21 protein-coding genes are annotated in these 19,267 nt (G+C 37.8%); 13 read left to right on the top strand and 8 right to left on the bottom strand.

Annotated features, from left to right (window positions below):
• Nucleotides 1–564 precede the first annotated feature (564 nt).
• The 11 genes from ACJJVX_RS12210 to ACJJVX_RS12160 all read left to right on the top strand — a co-directional run bounded on the left by ACJJVX_RS12210 (nt 565) and on the right by ACJJVX_RS12160 (nt 9,089).
• Nucleotides 565–1,674: an AAA family ATPase gene (locus ACJJVX_RS12210; protein WP_054455038.1), complete on the top strand. Its 1,110-nt coding sequence runs from the start codon at nt 565–567 to the stop codon at nt 1,672–1,674.
• 139 nt (nt 1,675–1,813) lie between these two features.
• On the top strand, nt 1,814–2,419 hold the full coding sequence (locus tag ACJJVX_RS12205) for an RNA polymerase sigma factor (protein ID WP_405631652.1): 606 nt from the start codon (nt 1,814–1,816) through the stop codon (nt 2,417–2,419).
• Nucleotides 2,420–2,628: 209 nt separating this feature from the next.
• The gene (locus tag ACJJVX_RS12200) at nt 2,629–3,249 is read left to right on the top strand and encodes a hypothetical protein (protein WP_405631650.1); all 621 of its coding nucleotides are present in this window, start codon (nt 2,629–2,631) and stop codon (nt 3,247–3,249) included.
• A gap of 15 nt (nt 3,250–3,264) precedes the next feature.
• Nucleotides 3,265–3,885: a hypothetical protein gene (locus tag ACJJVX_RS12195; RefSeq protein ID WP_405631647.1), complete on the top strand. Its 621-nt coding sequence runs from the start codon at nt 3,265–3,267 to the stop codon at nt 3,883–3,885.
• A gap of 254 nt (nt 3,886–4,139) precedes the next feature.
• On the top strand, nt 4,140–4,643 hold the full coding sequence (locus ACJJVX_RS12190; RefSeq protein ID WP_054205731.1) for a hypothetical protein: 504 nt from the start codon (nt 4,140–4,142) through the stop codon (nt 4,641–4,643).
• 59 nt (nt 4,644–4,702) lie between these two features.
• Nucleotides 4,703–5,323, top strand: a complete 621-nt coding sequence (locus tag ACJJVX_RS12185) for a hypothetical protein (protein ID WP_054205730.1) — start codon at nt 4,703–4,705, stop codon at nt 5,321–5,323.
• A gap of 62 nt (nt 5,324–5,385) precedes the next feature.
• Entirely contained in the window at nt 5,386–6,006 is a 621-nt protein-coding gene (locus tag ACJJVX_RS12180) for a hypothetical protein (protein WP_405631644.1), read from the top strand.
• 337 nt (nt 6,007–6,343) lie between these two features.
• Nucleotides 6,344–6,568 carry a hypothetical protein gene (locus tag ACJJVX_RS12175; protein WP_405631641.1) on the top strand — a complete coding sequence of 75 codons (225 nt, stop codon included), beginning with the start codon at nt 6,344–6,346 and terminating at the stop codon, nt 6,566–6,568.
• 440 nt (nt 6,569–7,008) lie between these two features.
• Nucleotides 7,009–7,230: a hypothetical protein gene (locus ACJJVX_RS12170; RefSeq protein WP_170174343.1), complete on the top strand. Its 222-nt coding sequence runs from the start codon at nt 7,009–7,011 to the stop codon at nt 7,228–7,230.
• A gap of 253 nt (nt 7,231–7,483) precedes the next feature.
• Nucleotides 7,484–8,344, top strand: coding sequence for a glycosyl hydrolase family 18 protein (locus tag ACJJVX_RS12165; protein ID WP_405631639.1), 861 nt, complete (start codon nt 7,484–7,486; stop codon nt 8,342–8,344).
• Between the two features lie 352 nt (nt 8,345–8,696).
• The gene (locus tag ACJJVX_RS12160; protein ID WP_054205724.1) at nt 8,697–9,089 is read left to right on the top strand and encodes a LysM domain-containing protein; all 393 of its coding nucleotides are present in this window, start codon (nt 8,697–8,699) and stop codon (nt 9,087–9,089) included.
• 443 nt (nt 9,090–9,532) lie between these two features.
• Here ACJJVX_RS12160 and ACJJVX_RS12155 read toward each other — a convergent pair whose 3' ends face one another.
• Together ACJJVX_RS12155 and queE are read right to left on the bottom strand one after the other, a co-directional pair.
• Complete coding sequence (locus ACJJVX_RS12155; RefSeq protein WP_054205723.1) at nt 9,533–10,276, bottom strand: class I SAM-dependent methyltransferase; 744 nt, start codon at nt 10,274–10,276, stop codon at nt 9,533–9,535.
• Nucleotides 10,277–10,548: 272 nt separating this feature from the next.
• Entirely contained in the window at nt 10,549–11,214 is a 666-nt protein-coding gene (gene queE, locus ACJJVX_RS12150; protein WP_054455024.1) for a 7-carboxy-7-deazaguanine synthase QueE, read from the bottom strand.
• 130 nt (nt 11,215–11,344) lie between these two features.
• Here queE and queC point away from each other — a divergent pair, with 130 nt between their 5' ends.
• Complete coding sequence (gene queC / locus ACJJVX_RS12145; protein ID WP_269432724.1) at nt 11,345–12,025, top strand: 7-cyano-7-deazaguanine synthase QueC; 681 nt, start codon at nt 11,345–11,347, stop codon at nt 12,023–12,025.
• A gap of 88 nt (nt 12,026–12,113) precedes the next feature.
• On the opposite strand, the gene ACJJVX_RS12140 is transcribed toward queC, so the two are convergent.
• On the bottom strand, nt 12,114–12,563 hold the full coding sequence (locus ACJJVX_RS12140; protein WP_054205720.1) for an isoprenylcysteine carboxylmethyltransferase family protein: 450 nt from the start codon (nt 12,561–12,563) through the stop codon (nt 12,114–12,116).
• Nucleotides 12,564–12,766: 203 nt separating this feature from the next.
• Between ACJJVX_RS12140 and ACJJVX_RS12135 the strand changes: the two genes are divergently transcribed.
• Entirely contained in the window at nt 12,767–13,009 is a 243-nt protein-coding gene (locus tag ACJJVX_RS12135; RefSeq protein ID WP_054205719.1) for a hypothetical protein, read from the top strand.
• On the opposite strand, the gene ACJJVX_RS12130 is transcribed toward ACJJVX_RS12135, so the two are convergent.
• The 5 genes from ACJJVX_RS12130 to ACJJVX_RS12110 all read right to left on the bottom strand — a co-directional run bounded on the left by ACJJVX_RS12130 (nt 13,004) and on the right by ACJJVX_RS12110 (nt 19,092).
• Nucleotides 13,004–14,020 (bottom strand): hypothetical protein, encoded by a 1,017-nt coding sequence (locus ACJJVX_RS12130; RefSeq protein WP_054455019.1) that lies wholly within the window; start codon nt 14,018–14,020, stop codon nt 13,004–13,006. The genes ACJJVX_RS12135 and ACJJVX_RS12130 overlap by 6 nt on opposite strands.
• Before the next feature lie 92 nt (nt 14,021–14,112).
• Nucleotides 14,113–14,787, bottom strand: coding sequence for a tRNA (adenine(22)-N(1))-methyltransferase (locus ACJJVX_RS12125; protein ID WP_405631636.1), 675 nt, complete (start codon nt 14,785–14,787; stop codon nt 14,113–14,115).
• Nucleotides 14,788–15,723 carry a class I SAM-dependent methyltransferase gene (locus tag ACJJVX_RS12120; RefSeq protein WP_405631634.1) on the bottom strand — a complete coding sequence of 312 codons (936 nt, stop codon included), beginning with the start codon at nt 15,721–15,723 and terminating at the stop codon, nt 14,788–14,790.
• Nucleotides 15,716–17,716: an excinuclease ABC subunit UvrB gene (gene uvrB, locus ACJJVX_RS12115; protein ID WP_405631631.1), complete on the bottom strand. Its 2,001-nt coding sequence runs from the start codon at nt 17,714–17,716 to the stop codon at nt 15,716–15,718. The genes ACJJVX_RS12120 and uvrB overlap by 8 nt, the downstream gene beginning before the upstream one ends.
• Entirely contained in the window at nt 17,713–19,092 is a 1,380-nt protein-coding gene (locus ACJJVX_RS12110) for an MATE family efflux transporter (RefSeq protein WP_054455013.1), read from the bottom strand. Before ACJJVX_RS12110 ends, uvrB begins: the two co-directional genes overlap by 4 nt.
• Between the last annotated feature and the right edge of the window lie 175 nt (nt 19,093–19,267).

Below are 19,267 nucleotides of genomic sequence, written 5' to 3'. Positions count from 1 at the left end.
AATTACCAACAAGCCATGTTAATGATTCAACCGTATCACAAGCTTTTGATTCAATTAGTTACTCCTGTTTCACGGAAAATATAAAGTGAGGATTTGATGTTATTTTAGTTGGCATTTTGGAAGATATTACAGGTGCTTGAATAGCTTATTTGAGGTAAGTCAAACTAATGTAATGCTCTGTAATATTAAAAAACTCAACAAAAAAGTAGACTTATAATTCCAAAACTTTTGCACTATTAAGCGATCAATTATCGCTATTTTAATACAAATACAAGAGAGTTATGAGGAATAGCCTAATGGAAACGGAAACGCTTACGAACGGACGCATAAATATTAATGCGCATGCCCTACAGTTACTGAGAAAAAAAAGCTTTAAGTCAAGAGCAGCTGGCTCAAGAATGTACCGATAAAAGGCTGCCTATTTCAGTTTCATCAATAAAAAGAGCTGAAGCTGGGAAAAAAATACTATTTAGAACATTATCTATATTTGCACGCTTCTTTCAAGTCAGCATTGACGTATTACTTCCTAATTCGCCTATCCCTGTTTGGTTATACACTCATTTAATGAAGCAATCAGTAGATCCCTGCCTAGGTAGAGAATGGGAATTACATCAATTACATTCATTATTGAGTTATGCTGAAAGTCAAAACTGCACCAAAACCATTTATATTTACGGTATAACTGGCAGCGGGAAAACCCATTTACTTAATCACTTTATTGATTGTGTTAAATCTGCAGGAAAACGTAATTTAGCGTTTAGCCAACCACATAATTGCCCTGCTCATAAACTCAAATTTTCGATCTTTAATTTTATAAAACAACTACTGCAAATTGAAAGTACTGCCACGGATATGGTGATTACAAAAAAAGTAAATTTAGTCGCAAGTTCTTCTCTAAGTTATTTAAGGACCCTGCAATTATTAGGGTTTTCTCTCAGTAAAAATCAACGTAACACGCTAGCAAAGCAAACACTCCAGCAAATGAATAAAATAGATCAGCAGATAGCCTATGATTTAATTGATTATGCAGTTCATAAAAGAATCGCACTAATTACTATCGATGATGTGCATCATTTAACCTATACACAGATTCAATTTTTACGCTTATTCATAGAAATAGAATACGCACAGCCTATTTTATTTATTCTTATTGCCCAGCCAAAAGATCTACTGACCTCGCCACCTGATTGGTTGTCTCTTGCGCACACCATGCCATTAAAACAACTCAGTCTAGACGCCCAAACTCGCTTAGCAAAACATTGCCTTGCCAAAAAAGGGTTTGCTATTGCGAAATATCAAACCGAAGTAAAAGTGGCAATAGAGCGCGCTGCTGGCAACCCCGCTTTTTTACAGCAATTACTGCTCACTCCTGATTATCAAAGCTTCCAATCCACTAAGTTACAACAATTTATAGACAATACACTGGCCGATATGCCGGTCGAGCTTACTGAGCTTTTCCAATATGCGGCTTTACAAGGATTTCATTTTAGTGCCAGCCAATTAACTCAATTTACGCATAAAAAACATATTCATGCACCGCTGTGTTTAGCCCAAAAAATGTTGAGCAGCGGCTTAGTCGTACGTGAATCGGATCATTACAGTTTCTCACATCCGTTAATTTGGGAAGGCATTAAAAACCATCAACCTCTATTTATTAAAAATTCAGTTAAATAATGCAAGTGAGCCGGATCTGAGCCGGTATAAGCAACGATAAAAAAATATCTTTTCGTTGAACTAAACAATATGCGCATTCACATACCCAAAATTTTGCATGCGCATATTTACTTCTATTCAATCAATGAAAGGAAAAATCATGTCTGCACAGTTGAAAACAACGCCAAATACGCTCTCTTGGATTGGCAATAATACTGATGACCTAAATCACAAACAAGTTATTAGCCAACTCAAAACCGATCCCGAACTGTTTTGGCAATACTGGTTAAGGTTGGAAAAAAAAGTATTTAATTACTGTTTGTATAGTTTAACTAAAAATTTCCATGATGCTGAAGATCTGTCTCATGACACTATGCTAAAAGCTTATCAAAAGTTGCCGGAAGCAAAATCAGATATAAAATTACAGGCTTGGTTATTTCAGCTTGCCCGTAATCATTATTTTGACCAATTAAGAAAAAATCAGACGTACTTTAAATACCAAACGGTGCTGTTAGCTGAAGAGCAAGATAACGAAGCTGAAATATTTAACGAGGTCGTTAATAAAAGCACCAGTTGTTTTATTGAAAAGACAATTAAAAATATGCCGGAGAAATATCGTATAGTCGCGTTGGATTATTTCTTTAATGACAAATGCTACAAGCAAATCAGTCAGGAACAAGCACAAACCGAATCTCAAATTAGAAAATTGATTTTTCGTACCCGCAAACATATCACTCCACTCATAGTTGATTATTTAGTTAATTAAGTTGGAACAGAACTTAAGTCTTAAACGTTTATATAACAGCACCACAAAACACTGAGTGAAATAAGATACTTTTAAATTAAGTATCTTATTAATCACTTGGTAAAACGGCTGGTTAATTACCCGAAACAGGGCCTAGGTTCAAAACGCTTATATGACAGAGTCGCAAATGAACATAATCAGAAACTAATATTAACACTAAGGAACTCAAAATGTTTTGTGATACTCGGATCACCTATATCAATAAATCATTGAATAAAGATATGCCTAAAATATTTGTCTTCGCGACTAACGAACTACCTTCGTTTAACGCGTTACAAGATGGTATTGCCTGGAAAGTCATTTCAAAGATAGGTAGGGAGTCGATGAGCCGTTTTACTTACCCGGCTCAAACAAAAATATTTGCCAGTTGGGGAGATGACTGTAACCAGACCAGATCTTTAAATTGTACCCAAGGTAAACGTTATACGGTGACAGAAACCAACACAGGAATAGTATTAGTTGAAAATGGTAATGCCGTCAGAAGCGATGAAATAGAGCTTACCAATGAGATAAAAGTTCAAAATGGTGTAAGTGCTTACTTGAGTAAAAATGATCGCGTGTTAGTGAAGAAAAATATTGTTGCTTATGGTCAAAAAGCATCATTTCGTTTGTTACCTAAACTGTACTGGGGGATCGCATCTGAAATTAATCAATCGGATGCTATAGGTTCAGCCGTACTAGATTCAGATAACTTTTTTGTGCAAAACCTAGAAAGTGTTTCGATGGCTACTGTGTCATTAAACGGAAATGCCAAAGAAGGATATACATTTAAGATCGAAGATCAAAAATAAAAGGTCGCACAGCTTATGAAAACTCAAATCAAGTTCATCAATCACTCGATGAACAAAAGCTTACCACACGTTTTTATTTTTGCTGAAAGTGGCATGCATGATTTTAATCCAATTACAGACGGTATTGCCTGGCGGGTGTTGAAAAATGTTGGCCGAGGCTCAGTCGCTTCACTTATTTATGAGCCTGATTTTACTATCAGAGCTGGTTGGAATAATGGCGCTGACACGACCAGAATGTTACTTGCTGAAGTTGGTAAACAGTACCAAATAATTGAAGATAATACTGGCGTGATCTTGGAAAAATCCGGTAATGCCGCTACAAAAGACATCATTGAGTTGGTGAATAACATCCAAGTTGATAGTGGGGTTTCTGCTCAGCTTTGTAATGGTGGTAAGGCCATCATAGGAAAAAAAATCGTCGGTTATCAGCAAAGTGCCATTTTTAAACCAAGTAATAAACTTTATTGGGGATTAGCATCAGAAATTAGCGAAGGTAAAGGGCTCGCTTCTAAATCGGTAGTGTTAAATTCAAATCGTTTTTTTGAGCTGGATTTAAGCGGTGTAGCAGAGGTATTAGTCTCACTCAATGGTAATGCCAAAGATGGCTATCATTTTCAGGTTGAGCAGTACAGCTAAAAAGACATAACAGATATGAATGCTTTTGAAATAAGTAGACTTAACCCAGTTGCGCTTAACCGACTATTAAACATGGATGGTATTTGGTATTACTGCCAATTAAAAAACGGTAATACAAAAATCAGCTGTCGACAACTTGAACTGTCTATTGCTCAGTTCGATACGATAAAAAAAAAGTAACCCAATTGGGCGGTGAAATTGTGTCGTCCAATATTAAGCAAACCTTAGATAAACCCAACCAAAGGAAACAAAGAATGAGTAACTCTATTGTGATCACTTCGAGCTATAAAATTGTTGACCAAGGAGCTTTTAAGGCTTCATTGACTGAAAATTTAGGCTCAGATGCTAATTTACAAAAAAATATTAAAGCCAAACTGGATAAAGTCGCTGAAGAAGCGGAACAAAATAAGCTGGAAGGCAGCACTGTATCTATAGATTCAATGATTAAGACAGTATCAAGTGATGCTCAAGATGCTATTCAACTGACTGTTACAGATAGCACATCAACACTTACTGTCTCTGAGTCATTTAATATGACACTGGAAGTTGTAGTAACCGATACGTTAAAAACCGCAAACGGTGTTGATTCTAAAGTTTCTTATACTAAAAGCTTCCCATTAAATGAGCCATCAGTTTCTGGCGTTACAAGTGTGATAGCTGCGTTAAATTCATTCCCTGAAGGGAAACTTTTTGATAAAACCTTAACGTCTGTGGAAGTAAAATCAGACGGCACAGATGTTAGCAGTAAAGCGAGTTAGCTGCCGTTTGCTAACCAAACTCATGTAAATAACCCCCAACAAACCCAAGTAGGAAAATTATGCCTTCAAATATTGAAATTACTTATGTAAACAAATCTATGAACAAAGACTTACCTAAAGTTTTTGTTTTCACTAAAAACGAAACGCCTACCTTTGATGCGTTAAAAGAAGGTGTGGCCTGGCGAGTGATCCCAGATATTGGTCGCGCTTCTTCCAGCACCTTTGTTTTTCCAATTGAAACCAGTGTTGGAGCGACTTGGCAAGAAGGACAAAATAAAACGCAAGTTCTACCATCGGTGATTGGTAAGCGTTACACCGTCGATAAAGATGATACTGGCGTAGTATTAGCTGCAAATGGTAATGCGTCAGACACTAAGTCAATTGATGTTAATAACAGTGTTAACGTACCTAATGGGATCAGTGCTCAGCTATATAAAGACGGTAAATTGATGATGGAAAAGAAAATTGTCGGTTTTGGTCAAAAAGCGACCTTTGTACTTAAACCTAAATTATATTGGGGTGTGGCTTCAGAGATTGAAGAAAGTCAGTTACTAAATTCCGCAGTACTTAATACCGACAGCTTCTTTGAGCAGGATCTGGAAGGTGTCACTAAAGCAACCATTTCACTTAATGGTAATGCCGAAGACGGTTACAGCTTTAAAATCGAAAGTCAACAATAAACCCATTATGGCAAAAAAGCCATTTATAACATTAAAACCACTTACTCAATGAGAGATAAATTATGCCTTCAAATATTGAAATTACTTATGTAAACAAATCTATGAACAAAGACTTACCTAAAATTTTTGTTTTCACTAAAAACGAAACACCTACCTTTGATGCGTTAAAAGAAGGTGTGGCCTGGCGAGTGATCCCGGATATTGGCCGCGCTTCTTCCAGCAGCTTTATTTTTCCTATTGAAACCAGTGTTGGAGCGACTTGGCAAGAAGGACAAAATAAAACGCAAATGTTGAATTCAACAATCGGTAAACGCTATACGGTTAGTAAAAATGATACCGGTGTTGTATTAGCTGCAAATGGTAATGCGTCAGACACTAAATCAATTGATGTTAATAATGATGTACATGTGTCAGAGGGGATCAGTGCTCAGCTATATAAAGACGGCAAATTGATGATGGAAAAGAAAATCGTCGGTTTTGGTCAAAAAGCGACGTTTGTACTTAAACCTAAGTTGTACTGGGGCGTCGCTTCGGAAATTGAAGAAAGCCAGTTATTAAATTCAGCGGTACTTAATACCGATAGCTTCTTTGAGCAGGATCTGGAAGGTGTCACTAAAGCAACCATTTCACTTAATGGTAATGCTGAAGACGGCTTCAGCTTTAAAATTGAAAGTCAGCAATAAACTTTTAAGTAAAGAATTAACCCATCACTAAACAATCAAATTAATCACTTACTTCCCCAACGTTATTTTACGTTCATCTTTGTAACAATAGAGCTGCAATTAAATTGCCTATTATTGATAAGAAAGGGCGACTCACCGCCCAAATATAGGGAAGTTACGTCTGAAATTTGGTTAGTTAATGGGAGTTGATAGTGACCTTTTAGGACCTTAATCGGGTGTTAAAAGACCATAAATGATGAATAGATAGTGGGAATAAATACCATTGTCTTTAAACCCTATTGTTATAGGCAATGAAGAAAGCCTATAACAAGTAAATGAAAATTTAAAGGAGAATATTATGGCTTTTTATGAAATTGAATTTGACTATGCGGGAAATGCTCCCACTAAATCTCAAACCCGTAATTTTTGTATTGAGGACTTAGGATATGATCAGGAGAATGTTAAAGCTGTCAGTGAAATTAAAGTTGAAATTGAGGGTTCATCTAAGAACAATATTATAACATCAATTAATAACGAATTGCCAAAAAAACGCACTAATACAACATATACACAAGCGTCTTAAATCCTAAAACAATGAATAAATATAAACTAAAGAGAGAAAAGATATGAAAATAACTAACAAACAAGGCAAAAGTGTTTGGTTTGGAATTTCAAATGCGGCAGTTATACCTGACCAACAGGGTTTTCGAGAAGTGATGGACAATAATATAGAAACTGGAAACCAAAAGTCGAGAGAACTTCCTCGCGATACGACTTGGATAATTGCTGCATGGAAAGGGGCTGGAGGTCCCGGGCTAGTGACTGGGTGGACAAATGTTGCTGGAGGTCAAGACTGGATCTTTCAAGGTGGAAACTTTCAACTAGCATAGCTTGCATAAAACACCATCTATATAGAATAGAAGCCCATAACAAAACCTAAAGCCCATTAAAACGGGCTTTAGCTTAATTGTTATAGGCAAGTGACAGAGCCTGTAACAACATAATAAATAAAGGGAGTAATTAATGGATATCTTAATCAAGAATGAAGCAGGAACAGCCCCTGTAGCAACAGCTCAAAGTGATGACGCGAACATAAACGTCAATGATTTACATGTAACAAACCTTGATCCTACTGGTTTAATTATTCTTAATTCTGACTATCTCGTTGGTTTAGATGATGGTACAGGTATGGTTGGGCGTACTTGCATAGAAAAAAATGGCAATACAGCGACATTTAGAAAATAGTCATAACAACTATCTAAAACCGATGAAAGTGGGCTTTAGCTTAATTGTTAAAATAAAGAGGTCAGTTACTTATCTAATGATACTTCCTATTTTACGGTAGGGTTTTAATCGTAATTGAAGCGCTTCATTAGAGAAGTAGCTCGACCCTTTACTCCTTATCTGAACAAACTCATACAACTCAATTAACTACAGGGTCAAAGCCAAATGTCTAACATGGTTGCTTGCCCTGATATATACACAAAAGGATATCTATATGAGTAATAATAAAGCACTGATGGTTGGCTACCTACAAAGCTGGTCAAACATCACATTTACACAAGCAGCGGAGCAAGGTTATACCGCGATTGTGATGGCATTTGGTAAAATTGATGGTGCCACTGTTGGTATTTTTGGTGATGCATTTGCTGCATCTCCTTCAGAAACAGCTTTGAAAGCAGACATAAAAAAAGCCAAATCAAAGGGTGCACAGCAGGTATTATTTTCAGTCGGTGGTGAAATTAATACCTATAATCCAAATGACGTTTCAACAGTCGTGCTTGCTCAGAATCTAGTTGAATACCTAACAGATTATGGTTTCACTGGCGTAGATTTTGATTTGGAAATTAATGGTGATGGTAAATATTTGGATGAGCTTTGTCAGGCCATAAAACAACTTGCTCCAACATTACTTATTACAGCTGCCCCTCAGGTAAATCAATTCGCTCCAGGTTCTGATTTATACTTGGTTTCGACTGGTCATTGTCGTATGTACGATCAGGCAATAAATAATAATCGTTTTGATTATTTGTTTATTCAGGCATACAACAATCCATTCCCTGATATTGATGGCAGTAAAGAAACAAATGTGGACTTTATATCTAAAAGTTTTATTAACTTTAAAAAGTCTATTCCTGCAGAGACTCTAATTGTGATTGGTGAGCCAGCTAATAAAGATGCGGCCGGAACGAGTATTTTTACTGTTCCTGATGTTCCTGCAAATATTTACCCGTTAATTAGCGATCAATACCAAGCTATTTGCAAAGACCCACAGTTTGGTGGTGCTATGGTTTGGAGTATTAATTTAGATGCACAAACAAACTATCAGTTTGTTAAAGCAGTAAAAGATACTCTCTGACCTTTTGCTGTATTTCACAAATCCTATGCTTTACCGTAGTGTATTATAAGTGGGAACACTCCTTGTACACATTGATAACACAGTAAAAAAATACACTTCTCTTTTTTGCGTTTTTTGGTGTGTAAAATCTAGATTTAAGATCTGTGAATATTTCAGCCTATTTAATGAACCGAAGTGGCGGGAAAATACGCAAAATGTCACTTTTACTAATAAAATCATTCATTTTACCATGTTGGTAAAATGAATGATTTATAGTAAACGCAGCTTATTAACCATGTGTAACCTAGCTCTTTGTTATCTTTAAAAATATATTTCCCCAACTAACTTTCCATACATATCAAGGATAAACGCTATGCATTCCGTATTACATTATACAGTTCAACCAGGTGACACCCTTACACTGATCACAATTTCAATAAGAGCCAGTGCAGGTGTTGGAGTTAAAGACGTTATAGCAGTTAACCCTGAAGTTAACTTCGACCCTCTATCAGAAAACACTTTGCTCAAAATACCTTACTACTCGGCAGGCGGGCATTTTATATATCAAACTCGGATAGGCGATACTACGAAGTCAATTTGTGAGGGGTTAGCCAATACTGCAACACTTACGGTACTCGATTTAATTAACCACAACTACGCAATAAGCAAACATAAAAAAACGCTAGATCTAAGCAAGTTAAAGGTGAACCAAGTTTTATCTATTCCCTACACACCGGCATTGAATACCTTAACGGTAGCGCCATAATATACTAATAAACTACATCTATATACTAAGAGGAAATACACGTTTTTATACGCTAGACGAATAAAAACTAACTTAAATAAATGCTTTGTTGAAGAGTTTATTACTTAAGTTATTGATGGCACTGCAACTGCTCAGCCTACGCCTTTGTAGCATTTTACATCCTTGGTTGCGACTTCTAGTTTTAACTGTTGTTTACTACCTAAAAAACTTGAGTATTGATTCAAGCCATTGCGCTTCCTCTATATTCAATATATGGAGCTGTTTTTTTACGTTGCTTTTTTATATCTTTGGGCCTATATAATGGCCGCACCAGTCTACTATTCAATGCAGTCCTTTACACTGATCGTTGATGCTACTTAACTTAATTGCTAATAGGTAAGTATCTGATATGAGACTAACAAAGTTTGGCTTTACTTTTTACTTTCTACTTTCTACTTTCTACTTTAAATTTTTACACAAGCAAAAATAGCATTGCCTGATCTTTCATCCCAAGCGGTTATTTTTTCATAATCATGCGCAAACACATGTATTTCAAAGTAAGGCTTTAGGGCTTCTTTTAACTCGGCAAAGCCCAAAGCAACCATCGGATGTTCATCGTGCCATACGAGAGTGTCGTCTGCTGTTACTTTTGTAATACTGAGCTTTAATGACTGTTTTTCGCCACTGCCACTGTAGCTCCATCCTGAGCGAAATGTGAATAAACTATTTTCGTTTTCAGCGGTATGCTCTACAAATGAATCACTATCTATTTTATTTTTGTCAACGACGTTAAAACAAAATATACCGCCATCTTTTAATGCCTTGTGTGCACTAACAATACATTCTTTTAATTTATCAATACCATCACAGTAATGGATTGAATACAAAAAGCAGGTAATTAAATCCAATTGCTCAGTGACAACAAATTCACTCATGTTTTGCAGTGAGAATTGCGCTTCTGGGCAGCGAATTGTTGCTCTGTCTAGCATTGGTTGATTTATGTCGAGTCCACTACTTTGATAACCGTAGTTAATAAAATGACGAACATGCGGGCCCGTGCCGCACGCTAAATCAAGATGCGTATTTCCCTTATTACCAAAGATTTGGTGCAACCTATGAATAGAAGAGCTTTGGGCTTGATAATCTATATCTGCGCACATTAAGTCATAGTAATCGGAGAGATCTGTGTATAGCGCGTTTGCGGACATATAAGCCTAGTCGTTTGTAGTGTGTATATTGAGTCGCGCATAATAAACTAATTATCACGATTTACGAAGTGGGTATATCATACTAATCTGCATAAATATTTGAACAATTTAACGAATTAAGTAGACCCTATATCTAAGCTAGTTGGTATAAGTAAAGTGGTTTGTTAGGTTTCGTTGTACCCAACTCAACCTACTCAGCTTTATTTTAACACCAGGCTAAACTTAGGGCTTACGGCTGAAAACTTACAGCCCCGCTAACCCGGCGCAGCCGCTTAGCTTATTCCTAAATATTTGTGTACTTGCACTGATAAGCGCCAGTTTTTTTCAATGCAAATTTCAATCGCCAGTTTTGTAGCTGATACCTTTTGGCTAATTGGTTGCAGGTAAACAAGTTTAGGGCTTACGCCTGTTTTAGCGAATAACTCTTCAAGTTCTTCTACGTGCTTTTGCATCGCGATGGGGTGTTTTATTTCATCAGCGCGCTTCATTGCTGCACTGAGCACCTCGTAGCCGCCACGCATATTAATTTTAGGTGAAACAGTAACCCACGTTTGTGCTGGCGCTAAAATCTCAAATGTGCCGCTGGTTTCAATCTGTGTACTAAAGCCATTTTCATGCAGTAAATTACAGACAGGATTTAAGTCGTACATACATGGCTCGCCGCCAGTGATCACCACATGCTTTGCACGATAGCCACGCGCTGCAAATAGCGCTAAAATTTGTTCTGCAGATGCATCTGCCCAGTGATCTGAATCGGCTTTTTTTTCAACGGTTTCATCCAGAGAGACTTTAAATACATTGTCTACTTCCCACGTTTGTTTAGTATCACACCAAGCACAGCCCACAGGGCAACCTTGCAAACGCAAAAAGATCGAAGGCGTGCCTGTAAAACTCGCTTCACCTTGGATTGTTTCGAATATTTCATTAATTTTGTACAAAAGACATCTCACTTACTGCTTGGCATTTATTACGAGCACAGTACCCTGATTTGAAAAATCAAAAACCACGGTCAAAAATTGTTATTTATGCTCCAGCCGTGTAGTATATCGCGCCCTGATATAAACCTCTATTAAAACTAAGAGCAAAACAGTTATGACGCAAAAAGTAGTTGTGATTTATTCCGGCGGTATGGACTCGTTTACCGTATTAAATAAAGCCCTGCAGCAAGGCCACGATGTTTATGCCCTGTCATTTGACTATGGTCAGCGTCATGTAAAAGAGCTTAAAGTTGCTGCAAATGTGTGTGAAAAATTAAACGTTCCGCACAAAATCGTTGATATTTCAGCAATTAATCAATTAATTGGCGGCTCGTCGTTAACTGACGATATTGAAGTCCCTGAAGGTCACTACGAAGCTGAGAACATGAAAAGCACCATAGTGCCTAACCGCAACATGATTTTGCTATCACTGGCCGTAGGTTATGCTGTATCGCTAAAAGCGAGCCAAGTTTATTATGGCGCTCACTCTGGAGATCATGCTATTTACCCAGATTGCCGTCCTGAGTTTGTACAAAAGATGGATGATGTTTGCCGTATTGCTAACTACGATGCAGTGGAAATTTTCAGCCCATACTTGAACAACACTAAAATAGATATTCTAACTGATGGCATCAAAATGGGTTTAGATTATAGCCAAACATGGACCTGCTATAACGGTCGTGAAAAGGCTTGTGGTAAATGTGGTGCTTGCCAAGAACGTTTAGAAGCATTTACTCTGAATAACATGACAGATCCAATTGAGTACGAATAACTAAATATTAGCCCAACCAAGATTTATAAATTTACGATGTTTGGGTAAACAGAGGCTATTTTTTTATTATAACAATAGCCTTTTTTACTTAAAGCCAACGCCTTACCCGCGCTTTGTAGTCACTATAGTCTTGCCCAAATAACCTTTGTAGTGCATGTTCCTCTGGAATTATTTGAAACACCGTCAAATAAAAAACAAACCCAAACACACACAAAATAGCCCATAGAGAACCCAACCAGACACCCCAGCCTGCGAGTATAAATGCAAAGCCAACATACATAGGGTTACGGGTGTATTTATAAATACCCTTGCTTACTAAGCGTGTGGCTTGCTCTGGCTTACTTGGATTAACCGTAGTTTTTGCTAAACGAAAACTCACTACACCCGCAATACAAAATATGCTGCCAATGACTACTAACACTACAGCTAAATAAACAATAAAAGTAGTAAAATCAATCACGCTGTAATGTGCAATGATCGCCATTAGTACGGCAAAAAACAGTACAACAATAACGGGGGGAATTTTATTTTTTAGCATAATTATTTATTCACTTTCGCTGATAAGCATAGATAAGTACGATTCAATAAATATGGGGCCATTGTATAATTTAACACGTGCTATTTCACCAAAACCAGATCGAAACAAAGCATATTTACAAATTAAGTTACAATTGTCAGCTTTATACTCGCAAATATAAGGTTATACTTTGTGCTAACAACGGTATTTTAAGGAAAGAAGTTATGTCTGGTACTACGATGATAGTGTTAATCGTATTTATATCTGTAGGTTCAGGTGTGATTTACGATATGTATAAAAAGCACCTTGAGTTTAAACACAAGATGCAAAATAACAACAGTGATTCAAACAAACAACTGAGCGCGGTAAACGCTGAAGTGCTTGCACTCAAAGAACGAGTACAAACGCTTGAAGCTATCGTGACTGATTCTAGCTTTGCGGTAAAACAAGAAATAAATAAGCTATAACACGTTAAATTGGTATAAGTGCGCATTTTCTGGCTGCTCAATCCCATGAGCAGCTAAAAAACCACTGATAGCTTGATTACATCCTTGGGGCGCTCTACCACTGTCAATTTCAAAATTAAGTTGATTTGCAGACTGCTTACCTAATGAACACAAATTTAGTGCATTATGAGAGCGCAGCACAACACTTAGCAGCCCTATTTGCTCAGCTACAACGTGCTGGCTAAAACGCGCAAATCCATTGTATTTAAAATGCTCGTTAACATAATCATTACTGATTTTAATTAACGCATTTATTAAGCCATGTAAAAAACCGTTTGCTGAGCTATCTGATGCCAAAAATACAACCGTCTTAGCATTAAACTCACCTAACTGACACTCATCGCACGTAAGTTGTACTGTGTATAAGTAGTTATCGCTATTGATAGCCTGTATTGCAATTAAACGTAACTGCTCACCTGCAAATATACATCGCGCGATAATGGCATCAATGTCATTAGCCGGATAATTTTGATTACAGATCAATTCCGAATTTTGCGCCATTAAAGGCAAATCATGATGGTTATTAAATGGCGTACTTAAACCACTTTCGTGTGTTAACTGAAAAAGTTCACGTACTTCGTGCTCTCTTGCAACTTTTAAAGCCAGCAAAGCAGTTTGAATGAGCTCTGACGTAGGCAAGTTTTCTTCAACATACCAACGCCTACCAAACAGCAGTTTTTTAGCTTTGTTGCCGCTTTGGTAATTATCAGGGCTAAGTATCGCAACTTGCAGATAAATTTGATTGTCTTTTTTTGCAGCAAGCACCCTAAAGTGAGCTGAAAATTCAATATTACTTAGTACTTCATTAACACTGTCGAGAGAGTGTTGGTAACGTAAAAAGTGCTGCGGTACAACCCAATTTTTATTAGCAAGTTGTACCAACGGTGCATATGAAATTGGCTGCTCAAAGCTTTGTGGCCATTTAGTGTTATTTTTTGGATGTGAACCAATCTGTGTGTTTTTATCGAGCATAAATAAACCAAATATATTTGCGCAAGGCAGGCGTAAATTATATGTACTCTACGAGAGTAATATGACAAATAGATCACACAAGACCTGTTATTTTAGGTTTTTAATTCAACTAATTGTTGATAATCATTGAGCACGTTTTGAAAATATACAGGGTCTTTATTTATCATACGTGTGTAATGCTTAATTAACTGGCAAAGATACATTCTATGAGCTGTGTTGTTTTCTTCCCACATAATTGTACCTGTTGAGCTAATAGGTTGTTCGCTTTCAAAACTAACGTGTAAAACTTCATAAAAACGTTTATTTTCTAATACTATTTGCTCTGTAGCTAAGCCTAAGCCTAATTTATGCAGCCCTTTTCTCAAGCTATAAGTATGATGTACTGGGCATAAAATAAAGCTTAATTTTGATAAATCATGATTGGTGTTATTTATTATTATTTGCTGTACTAACTTAAGCAATAATTCCCCTCCCACACCAGCAATAATAACAAGTTGCTTTGCTGAAGGAGTTAGTTCAAGACTGCCAACGTCCTGACACTTTACCTGCCACTGTTTAGCTGTTTGCGCGCAGCTAAAACGAGTTAATGTTTTGCTCAAGTCAGCCATTAATGCAGGCACAATATCAACAAAAATAATTTTATCCGCAAGATTGCGCTTTAAAATCGCCATACCTAAAAACCCATGATCACAGCAACAATCCCAAATGACATCGTAAGACTCTGTGATCAATGTGTTTATAGTATTAAGGCGGTTACTCAATTTCATCTATAGTGACGATTGCGACGTTTTATAGATCAACACTTTTAAGCTTCTATCACTGTCTACATCAACAAAACCTTGCGTAGGTGCTAAACGTTTAACAAACTCAATTGCACCTTGCGTATGCTCGCTAATGAGCATTTTAAACGACTCTTCGCTTAATTCTGGGCTGTTAGCGCATAACAATAGCTGCGTGTTGCTATTGAGTACCTCTGGCAAGCGACGCAATACTTTTTGATAATCTTTAGTGAGTATAAAGCTGCCTTTTTGAAAGCTGGGTGGATCAACAATAATTAAATCAAAAGGCCCTGCTTTTTTGAGCTTGCCAAACGATTTTAAAATATCGTGCGGTAAAAAACTTACGCCGCGATCAAAGCCATTTAATTGGTGATTTTGTTTGCCAGTGCGTAGCACTCCTTTATTCATATCCATGTTTACAACACTATCTGCACCACCATGCATTGCCGCCACTGAAAACCCACACGTGTACGAAAATAAGTTAAGCACCTTAGCGTGTTTACTCTGCGCTTGCACAAACTCTCGACCACTGCGCATATCAGGGAAAATACCGGTGTTTTGGCGGCTCATTAAGTCAACTAAAAAGGTGGCAGCGCCTTCTTTTACTGTATGCGGTTGTGGTAACTCGCCATATAACAAGCTGTTTTTTGTTTGCTGGCCTGCGCGCTGTTGAAACACCAGCGACGTAACGAGTTCTTTTGCGTGCGTTTGTGACCACTGCCATACAAGCTCGCTTAACTGCAATAATGTTTGATCATCCACTTCTTCATACGATACTAAAAATAAACATGGCGGATAAAAATCAATATTTAAATGACTTAATTGCGGCGTAGTGTGCCCACGGCCATGAAAAACACGGCAAAGTTCATTGTTTGCCAAAGGCGCACCTTCGAGTGCTGTAATAAGGGGTGTAAAATTATGCATTTTTAATTAACTGTTGTTGTAGTTCATGGATTTCATCACGTACAGATGCGGCTTTTTCAAATTCTAAGTCACTGGCATAGGCATGCATTTTTGCATCAAGTTGCTTGATTTGCACTGCAATCTCTTTAGCGCTTAGCACTTGTTTACTTTCTTTACGGATCAGTTTTAAATTGTCTTTTGGACCCGCTTGTTCGCCGGTATCCATAATATCGGTGATTGTCTTAATTAACGCTTGTGGCTCAAGGCCATGCTTTACATTATAAGCATGTTGGATCTCACGGCGGCGCTGCGTTTCGTCAATCGCTTTAGCCATTGATTTAGTCACGCGATCGCCATATAAAATTGCACGACCATTAAGATGACGAGCGGCACGGCCAATCGTTTGAATAATTGCGCGTGCTGAACGTAAAAAGCCTTCTTTATCTGCATCAAGTATCGCAACAAGCGACACTTCTGGCATATCTAAACCTTCTCGAAGTAAGTTAATGCCCACTAACACATCAAATACACCGGCCCTAAAATCACGAATTATCTCAATCCGCTCAACAGTATCTATATCCGAATGCAAGTAACGCACTTTTACATCATGCTCAGCAAGGTAATCGGTTAAATCTTCTGACATACGTTTAGTCAACGTAGTTACTAATACCCGTTCATCAATCTCAACGCGCTTGTATATCTCCGACAGTAAATCATCAACTTGTGTAGCTACTGGACGCACTTCAATTTGTGGGTCAAGTAAGCCCGTTGGGCGAATAACTTGCTCAGCAATGTCATCACCGCAGCGTTCAAGCTCAAAATCACCAGGGGTTGCTGAGACATAAATAGTTTGCGGTGCAATTGCTTCAAATTCTTCAAAACGCAGTGGTCGGTTATCCATTGCTGATGGCATACGAAAACCATATTCTACGAGGTTTTCTTTACGACTACGGTCGCCTTTATACATGGCGCCTATTTGCGACACTGTAACGTGGGACTCGTCGATGATCATCAATGCATCATCAGGTAAATAATCGAGTAAAGTTGGTGGTGGATCGCCCGGTGTACGCCCTGATAAATAGCGACTGTAGTTTTCTATGCCTGAGCAATAACCCAGCTCGGTCATCATTTCAATATCGTACTGAGTGCGTTGTGCAACTCGCTGCTCCTCGACTAACTTATTCGCACTGAGCAACTGCGCACGACGATCTTTTAATTCAGCCTTGATATGCTCAACCGCATCAAGAATTTTTTCTCTAGGTGTCACGTAGTGCGTTTTAGGATAGATAGTTGCACGGACAATGTGTTTCTCAACAGCGCCCGTTAATGGGTCAAAAATGCTCAAGCGTTCTATTTCATCATCAAACATTTCTACTCGTACTGCAAACGTGTCTGACTCCGCAGGGAAAATGTCCACAACTTCACCACGAACGCGATAAGTACCACGACTAAAATCAATATCGTTACGTGTATATTGAATTTCAGCTAAGCGACGCAGCATATCGCGCTGATCAACTTTTTCGCCTACTTTTAATAACAGCATCATCTTCATATATGATTTAGGATCGCCCAAACCATAAATAGCTGATACCGATGCCACAATAATCGTATCCCGGCGCTCTAATAACGCTTTTGTTGCACTGAGCCGCATTTGTTCTATGTGTTCGTTAATTGATGCATCTTTTTCAATAAATGTGTCACTTGAAACTACATACGCCTCAGGCTGATAGTAATCATAATACGATACAAAATATTCAACTGCGTTATGAGGAAAAAACTCTTTCATCTCGCCATATAGCTGCGCTGCTAACGTTTTATTATGTGCCATGATGATCGTTGGACGATTCAAATCACTTATTATGTTAGCCATTGTAAACGTTTTACCCGTGCCCGTTGCGCCTAACAAAGTTTGATGAGCAAGGCCAGCTTCTAGCCCTTCACACAACTGAGCAATCGCGCTTGGTTGGTCGCCACTAGGGGTAAACTTTGATACCAATTGAAAATGGTCACTCATGCATGGCACTCCTTAATTGGTTGATTACTTATTGCATTAAGCTCTTTCATAAACCATTTATATGCCACTATACCGGTAAAAACATTACCAATAGCTGCACCAATTAATAGCCCCTTCAGACCTGCAAGCTCATTACCTAAATAAGCAAAAGGGATATAAAATATAAATAATCTAATCACACTTAAAAACAATGCATTCATTGGTTTATGCAACGCGTTGAATGACGAATTTGATAAAATAATAACACCTTGAAAACCATAACTCAGCGGCAAAATATATATAAATAATTGTATAACATCGATAACCACTTGCTCTTTACCGAACAATTGACTGATTACCCCCGCGCATGCAATCAATACTAAATAAATAATAAATTGCCAGATCATCACAAACTTTAAAGTTGTTGTGTAAGCTTCTTTAACTCGTCCAAGTTTACCTGCTCCAAAGTTTTGGCTGATAAACGGCGGTAAAGTCATCGATAAAGCTAACACCACTAAACTAGCAATTGACTCAATCCGACTTCCGACCCCAAATGCCGCAACGGCCTCTGGCCCATGAAACGCCACAAGCATCGTCATGATCGCCATTGCAATAGGAGTAAGCATATTAGCGCCCGCTGCTGGTAATCCAATTTTTAAAATTTTACGAATTGAACTTATCGCAGTTTGTTTTTTTGCTTTTAAACTAAGAAGCCTTTTTTTTACGGCTAGTAAATATAAAATGATCACTACAGCCACAGACCACGCAATGACACTGGCTATTGCTGCGCCTTGAATACCTAGTGCGGGAATGGGTCCGAAACCAAAAATAAGCATTGGATCAAGCACCGCGTTAATCAGCCCTGCCCCGCCCATTACAATACTGGGTGTTGTTGTATCACCACTGGCCCTCAACACTGAGTTACCAACCATTGGCGTAATTAAAAATACACTACCAATAAACCAAACACTCATATAATCATGGATAAACGGCAATACCTGTTCACTGGCACCTAATAAAGTAAATATTGGATTGATCAGCACATAACCCAGCAACGATAAACACAACACCATTACCACTGCAATTAACAATGCCATGCTGGCATCAAAACGTGCTTCTTCTAATTTATTACTCCCCAGCGCTTTAGCAATAACAGCTGATGTACCAATGCCAAGCCCGATCGCCAAACTAATGACGGTAAACGTAACCGGAAAGGTAAAACTCACCGCAGCTAAGGGTTCTGTTCCAAGTAAACTAATAAAAAATGTATCAACGATATTAAACATCATTAACGTGATCATGCCGAATATCATCGGGATCGTCATTTTTTTCAATGTTGGTAATATGGGGGCATTTAATAAATCGGGAGATGTTTTGGTCTGCAAGGTTGCACGCATGAGAATAAATAAGCCTCTTTTACTAAGCAGACTATTTTAAAGCATCATCGCTTTGCAAGCCACGCATTTATACACTGAATGTAAATTGAGTTAGAAAACCGCTGATAAAGTAAGGAAAACTTACTTTTTTACGCCCTTCATAAATAAATTTGTATTAAACCCCTATTAAAACAAT

Source organism: Pseudoalteromonas sp. Ld20, assembly GCF_045064175.1.
Taxonomy (GTDB): Bacteria; Pseudomonadota; Gammaproteobacteria; order Enterobacterales; family Alteromonadaceae; genus Pseudoalteromonas; species Pseudoalteromonas neustonica.
The sequence above is the reverse complement of the archived record's forward strand: the minus strand, read 5'-3'. Positions and strand labels throughout refer to the sequence as shown.

Excerpts from the sequence above, each read along its gene's own strand:
- ACJJVX_RS12210 (WP_054455038.1), top strand. The coding sequence starts at position 565 with ATGAAGCAATCAGTAGATCCCTGCCTAGGTAGAGAATGGGAATTACAT.
- ACJJVX_RS12205 (WP_405631652.1), top strand. The coding sequence starts at position 1,814 with ATGTCTGCACAGTTGAAAACAACGCCAAATACGCTCTCTTGGATTGGC.
- ACJJVX_RS12200 (WP_405631650.1), top strand. The coding sequence starts at position 2,629 with ATGTTTTGTGATACTCGGATCACCTATATCAATAAATCATTGAATAAA.
- ACJJVX_RS12195 (WP_405631647.1), top strand. The coding sequence starts at position 3,265 with ATGAAAACTCAAATCAAGTTCATCAATCACTCGATGAACAAAAGCTTA.
- ACJJVX_RS12190 (WP_054205731.1), top strand. The coding sequence starts at position 4,140 with ATGAGTAACTCTATTGTGATCACTTCGAGCTATAAAATTGTTGACCAA.
- ACJJVX_RS12185 (WP_054205730.1), top strand. The coding sequence starts at position 4,703 with ATGCCTTCAAATATTGAAATTACTTATGTAAACAAATCTATGAACAAA.
- ACJJVX_RS12180 (WP_405631644.1), top strand. The coding sequence starts at position 5,386 with ATGCCTTCAAATATTGAAATTACTTATGTAAACAAATCTATGAACAAA.
- ACJJVX_RS12175 (WP_405631641.1), top strand. The coding sequence starts at position 6,344 with ATGGCTTTTTATGAAATTGAATTTGACTATGCGGGAAATGCTCCCACT.
- ACJJVX_RS12170 (WP_170174343.1), top strand. The coding sequence starts at position 7,009 with ATGGATATCTTAATCAAGAATGAAGCAGGAACAGCCCCTGTAGCAACA.
- ACJJVX_RS12165 (WP_405631639.1), top strand. The coding sequence starts at position 7,484 with ATGAGTAATAATAAAGCACTGATGGTTGGCTACCTACAAAGCTGGTCA.
- ACJJVX_RS12160 (WP_054205724.1), top strand. The coding sequence starts at position 8,697 with ATGCATTCCGTATTACATTATACAGTTCAACCAGGTGACACCCTTACA.
- ACJJVX_RS12155 (WP_054205723.1), bottom strand. The coding sequence starts at position 10,276 with ATGTCCGCAAACGCGCTATACACAGATCTCTCCGATTACTATGACTTA.
- ACJJVX_RS12140 (WP_054205720.1), bottom strand. The coding sequence starts at position 12,563 with ATGCTAAAAAATAAAATTCCCCCCGTTATTGTTGTACTGTTTTTTGCC.
- ACJJVX_RS12135 (WP_054205719.1), top strand. The coding sequence starts at position 12,767 with ATGTCTGGTACTACGATGATAGTGTTAATCGTATTTATATCTGTAGGT.
- ACJJVX_RS12130 (WP_054455019.1), bottom strand. The coding sequence starts at position 14,020 with ATGCTCGATAAAAACACACAGATTGGTTCACATCCAAAAAATAACACT.
- ACJJVX_RS12125 (WP_405631636.1), bottom strand. The coding sequence starts at position 14,787 with ATGAAATTGAGTAACCGCCTTAATACTATAAACACATTGATCACAGAG.
- ACJJVX_RS12120 (WP_405631634.1), bottom strand. The coding sequence starts at position 15,723 with ATGCATAATTTTACACCCCTTATTACAGCACTCGAAGGTGCGCCTTTG.
- uvrB (WP_405631631.1), bottom strand. The coding sequence starts at position 17,716 with ATGAGTGACCATTTTCAATTGGTATCAAAGTTTACCCCTAGTGGCGAC.
- ACJJVX_RS12110 (WP_054455013.1), bottom strand. The coding sequence starts at position 19,092 with ATGCGTGCAACCTTGCAGACCAAAACATCTCCCGATTTATTAAATGCC.